Genomic DNA, 5,988 nt, shown 5'->3' on the forward strand with positions numbered 1-5,988 from the left:
CGCCGTCACCGCGGCCGACGAGGCGGCCCGGCAGGCCCGCGACACCATGGAGCGCGACCAGCGCAACATGTGGCGCGACCAGCTCGACCTCGCCCGCGCACAGGACGGACTGGGCGACGCCCTGGCGCGCAACATCGAAGCCGGCCAGGCGTGGAACCGCGCCTTCCGCGCGTACCACGACGCGCGGCTGTCCCACTACGCGCGGACCTCCGAAACCGCGGACTCCCTGCGCGAGGAGGCGCGCGAGAGGCGGAACGAGGCGCAGCAGCGCCTGAACGACCTCCGGCGGGAACGGGACCGCATCCGCGAGCTCATCCAGGAGCTGCGGGACAACCGCCCCGACCCGGAGGACGCCGCCGCCGTCCGGCGCTACGACGAGCAGCGCGCCCACGTCGAGGAGCGCACCCAGACGCTGCCCCGGGAGGGCGAGCAGGCGGAGCGGGACCTCCAGCGCGCCCGCGCCGAGTTCGGTGACCGCACGCGGGAGGCCAAGCACGCGCGGGACGATCTCGCCCTCGTCCGGGAAGAGCACGGCAAGGCCCGCACGCACGCCGAGCAGGAGGGGGACCGCTACCGGGAGGACAGTGCCCGGATCGACGAGCTCGACGGGGCGGACGAGCGGGCCGAGGAGCTCCAGCGGCAGGTGGACGCCGCGGAGCGGGACTCCGGGAAGAGCCGCGAGGACGACCTCGGCACCTACTCCCGCCAGCTCGACCACCTGCTCGGCAACGAGCTGCTGGAACGCAACCGGGTCCGGCTGAACGTTCCCGGCTCCGGCGGGCGGCACGCGCTCGACAACCTCCTGGACCGGTTCCGGCCCGGCCTGCCCGCCGGCCTCGCCAACTTCGACGCGTTCGCCGACCGCTTCCGGTCGGACTTCGCGGCCAATCCGTACCCGTTCTACGGCGACCGCGGCCACACCGTGCGGATCGGGGACGACTCGGTCACCCTGAAGCTGCGCTCGGCCAACAACGACTGGCGGCGGTCGGGCGACCCGCACGTCCGGCCGGACGACTCGGTGCCCGACCTCTCCAACACCGACACCGCCACCCGGGAGGTCAGCCACACCGACACCCGGTCCGCGGGCGCCCGCCGCACCGTGGGCGGCGGCATCTACATCAACCCGATGCCGGCCGGTCCGGCCATGGTCGTGGGGCCGGCCATCGCACCGTCGGCCGCGTTCTCGCTGAACCAGCCGTCCACGAACCAGACGGTCGCACAGCAGGCATCGACGCAGACGGAGACGAGCGTCGGCGGCAAGGCGGTCGACTACGCCACCGAGCTGGTCGCCGAACTGACCGTCGACTCCGACCGGACGACCGGCGACGACGAGGGCGTCGCCCTCCACGGGACGCAGACGGTGCGGGAACCCGGCGGGCTGTCCATGACCGTGGAGCTCGGGGACCGCGCCTCGGACGCGCCGGCCCGGATCAGGCTCCACGACCCGTTCGCCCCCGGCGAGCGGCCCGACGGCGCCCAGGACATCGGCACGCGCGCGCCAGGCGGCCACACCGCGAAGGTGAACGGCATCTACCACGCGCAGGACGGCGCCCCGGACGACGCGGACGGCCCCCGGACGACCATGGCCGACTGGGTGGCCGACTACCTGAACCAGCCCCAGCGGCGAAGCCTGTGGGACTCCATCAAGGACCGGCTGCCGAACTTCATGCGCCGGCACCGCCCCGACCCGCGCCGCGCCGACCAGGTGCGCGAGCAGCTGTCCGAGGAGTCGGTCCGGGACATGCTCCGGGACGCCTCCCGGGGGCCGGAGTACCTGTCGTTCGTGGACAACACCGGGCGGACGCGTCTCGCGAAGATGTGGTCGGTCCCCACCGACTTCACCCGGATCCCGGACGCGCCCGCCAAGCTGGATCTGAAGGACAAGACCAGTTCGGCGAAGTCGACCGACAGCAGGTTCCTGCGCGGCGACAGCTTCAACCCCGGGATCGGCGTCGGCGCGGTCGTGCAGATCGTCGGCAACCTGTTCCGGCTCGAAATGCCCATGGTCGAGTACCGGCACGAGCGGTCGCGCGGTCTGGGCAACGCGCGCCAGTCGGGCGGCACCACCAGCGTGGCCGCCGAGACCGGCGACACCGCCATGTACGACGTGCGGCGCAACGTCTACCTGCAGTTCGACGGCGAGGCCACGCCGCACCGGTTCACCGGGACCACGGTCGACGTGCTCGGGGTCGACGACGCCCAGCTCCTGGCCGATCCGCACCGCAACGACGCCGACGCCCGGGAGCGCGCGGACCACGTCCCCGCCTACCCGCACCTGCGCCGGGACCGCCCGGACCACCTCGGCGGCACCACCGTCCGCGGCATCACCTGGCGCAGCGGGCACCGCTACACGCGGTGGGACCCCGCGGGGCAGCCGGCCGACGGCACCGACGGCACCGCCGCACCACCGCACCGCACCGTGTTCGACGCCTACGCCCAGCAGGTGCTCGAAGGCATCGCCCGCAAGTACCCCGGCCTCGTGGTGCCCGAGATGGCGCGCACGAAGGACGACTTCGCGCACCGGCCGGACGGCGAGCACGACGACGCGTTCTTCTCCCGCGAGAACCACTTCCGCCGCAGCCACCCCATCGCGGTGTACAACACCCTCAGGGTGCTGCGCGCGGCCTCCGAGCGGAACCTGTCCGACCCGGCCCGAGCCGACACCTGGTTGAACGAGGGGATCGACGTCCACCTCATCGAGACCGCCGACATCAACCCCGACCTCAGCAACTTCAACCCGTGGGACCCGGACAAGGAGGGCTGGTTCCTCCCCGACGTCGTCACCGTGCGGCTGAAGGCGACCCCGCGCGGCCGGGAGTTCGGCGGCACCGTCACCAAGAACCACACCTCGGGATCGGCTGAGGGCACCTCGGGGCGCGGTCGCGTCGAGGAGCACGGGCGGTCGCACACCGGCGGCGTGCGGGTCCGCGGCGTGTACCGCGACATCCCCAGCCAGGACCCTCGCGGCATGCCGGGCGTCCAGGGCGGCATCGGCGTGCGCGGGCATGTCACGCACCAGTCCACCCGCGGCCTGGAGACCGGCGGCGCCGACAAGGTCACGTCGGAGTTCAAGGACGAGGGCGACACCGACATCTGGCGGTACGACCTCGACCTGCACGCCGAGATGGGCAAGTTCCGCAAGACCGACGACCTGCCGCCCGGCACGCCGCCGATCCGCACCAGGTACGACGGGCACCGCGTCGACCTGCTGACGACCGCCAACGGGCAGCCGGTCGCCATCCACGCCCGGATGGAGCTGGAGACCCCCGCCCAGCTCGACCCGCACGCCCGCGAGACCGAGGCCTCGGGCCGCCCGGAGCCGGACGAGGCGGACTCCACCCGGCTGACCTCCGACCGCGCCAAGAACATGATCAACGGCGGCCGGCCGGACACCCCGGTGCGCACGCCGCAGGCCGCCGGGCTCGACACGATCCCGACCTACACCCAGAAGATCAGCACCACCGTCGGCGACGTCGACCTGCGCCAGCGGATCTACGGGGTCCTGGACGGCGCTCCCGGGCTGCAGCGGTTCCTCAAGGAGCGGGCCGGACACGACTTCTATCCCGCCCACTACTCGGCGGACCAGCTCGCGTCGCACTCCGACCGGCTCCTGGCGGCTCCTCCCGGGTACCGCTCGCGCAACTGGATGCGGGACTTCTTCTTCAGCGGCCGGCACACCACCGCGCTGTTCGCCGACCGCACCGACGCCACGTTCCACGACCCGCGTCCGAACTCGGCCCTCAAGATCAGCTCGCAGCACGACACGAACATCAGCCGGAGCAGGGGCTCCTCGTGGACCGCGGGCGTGGAGACGGAGGTCCGCGGCGCCGGCAACCCCAACCCCTCGGCCGAGAGCCTGCGGGCCGGGCAGGACGCGAACGACCCGGGCCGCGGGAAGCTCCGCGCCGACCAGGCGAACGCCCCCACCACCCAGGCGATCTGGAACCCCTTCAGCGGGTCCCGGACCCTGACCGGCACGTCGGTGTCGGAGTCGGCCACCTACTCGCAGAAGACCAGCTTCCAGCCGCAGGGCGGCAGCACCCCCTACACCGCGGACCTGAGCATCACCGGAGCGGCCGAGATCCGCAACGACTGGGACTTCGGGATCAACGTCCCGCGGCGGGACGGTGACGACGACTTCCGCGCCGAGCGGTTCGACGCCCCGCAGGCGGAGTTCGGTTACGCCCCGTCCCATTCCCTCTACCGCTCCGGGCTGGTCAACGACCGGTACGTGCCCCCCGGCGACGGTGAGACCGCCGGCCGGACCGAGCCGCAGCCCAACCCGAACCTCGACACCCGCCGGTTCCGGGTACGCCCCGGCTTCGAGGAGGTCGGCCAGCACCTGGGCAGCCTGCCGCGGCCCGCGCCCGACACCGACGGCCGGGGCGCCGTCGACCACCGGCCCACCGGCACCCAGCTCGACGCGCGGCTGCGGCGGGACAACTACACGCTGACCGGCGAGAGCCGCGAGGCGGTCTTGGACGAGATCAGCGCGCACACCACCGGCCGCGGCGTGCCCAAGACGCTGGACGTCAAGCTGGTCGCGCTCGGCCGCCGCGCCTCGCGCGGTCCCGAGGGGACGGACCGGCGCGTCGAGGTCGGCAACCAGATCCGGCACGGCACGATCAAGATCGAGACCGTCCGCGGCCGTCCGACCGTCACCGACCTCGGTGGGAAGGCGACGTTCGGCAGCCAGACGTCGCTGGCGACCTCCGACACGCGGAGCACGCCCGGGACCACGACCAGGAGCACCCGTTTCGAGGTCGCGGAGATCGTCCCGACGAGGTTCTCCGGCTCGGACGAGCCGCGGAACCTGCCCAGCGAACTCCCGCGCGACCGTCCGACCAACGTCGCGCCCGCCCCCAACGTCTCCGCCAGCTCCACGACCAACCGCACCGACAGCGACACCGAGAAGACCACCATCACCTGGACCACCGAGGTCGAGGGTCCCTACGCGATCGCCGAGACCCCCGAGCACATCCGCCTCACCGTCAGCTACGGCGACCGCTCCTTCACCATCGAGGGCGACTACGCCACGGTCCGGGAGTCCTTCCCGGCCGCCTACCTCGAACTGGTGGACGCCGCGGGCGGCGTCGGGGGGAGCACGCCCGCCCGGAGGAGCGGCCCGGCCCCGGCGCCCCGGTTGGTGAACCCCACCGGGCGGCTGAACGGCTCGGTCCAGGACTGGCGCGACCGGGCCCCGCGGCCGGACGGCGGCGCCCGGCGGCCGGACGTGCCGATCGCCCCGCTGACCGTCCAGGACCACGGCGCGAACGTCCTCGACGCCGCCTACGTCGCGATCGCGCGCGCCCACGGCTGGCAGCACACCGGCGCGCTGGACGCCGCCGCGATCCACCCGGTGGCGGCTCGGGGCCAACGTGCACACCGACCGGGCCACCCTCGTCGATGTCGCCGTCGAGTCCTCGACCAAGGAGTCCCGGTCGAGCGCCACCTCGCACTCGTCGGCCGTCACCGAGTCCACCACCGCCGGCGGCGGCCTTCCGACCCGGCCGGCGGGGACCACCGCCGAGGACCCGCCGGCCGACACGCCCACCGCCCCGACCCGCAGCACCGGCCTGGCCGGCGGGGCCGACCTCGTCAGCACCGGGGAGCGCGGCGGCGCCCGCACCGACGGGCACACCGACAACGACCGCCCGGTGCCCGGCCCCGACGCGACCTCCAAGCGCTCCTACCTGGTGTCGATCCCGGTGGACTGGGTCGTGTCGGCCGAGGTCCCGCACCGCTCGATCCCCGGCTTCGGCCGCCGGCCGACCCGCGGGATGGCGGCGGCGGAGACCACCGTCACAGGCTGGGTGGGCGAGGACGACGCCCGTGCTCTCGGCCTGCTGGACCAGACCCGCGGCAAGGCGTGGGACCGGGTCGCCGACACCCAGGAGAAGCTCGGCGACGCGGAGAAGACCTACTACGACGAGCGGGCCAAGCTGCCACCGCTGGTCCGGCGGCTCATCGCCGACCCCACCGACCAGC

General features: G+C 73.7%; 1 pseudogene. It reads left to right on the top strand.

The window, feature by feature from the left end:
* A pseudogene (locus DEF28_RS27735) lies at positions 1-5,988 on the top strand (hypothetical protein); the annotation flags it as partial.

It is taken from the genome of Marinitenerispora sediminis (assembly GCF_003336425.1).
GTDB classification, from domain to species: domain Bacteria; phylum Actinomycetota; class Actinomycetes; order Streptosporangiales; family Streptosporangiaceae; genus Marinitenerispora; species Marinitenerispora sediminis.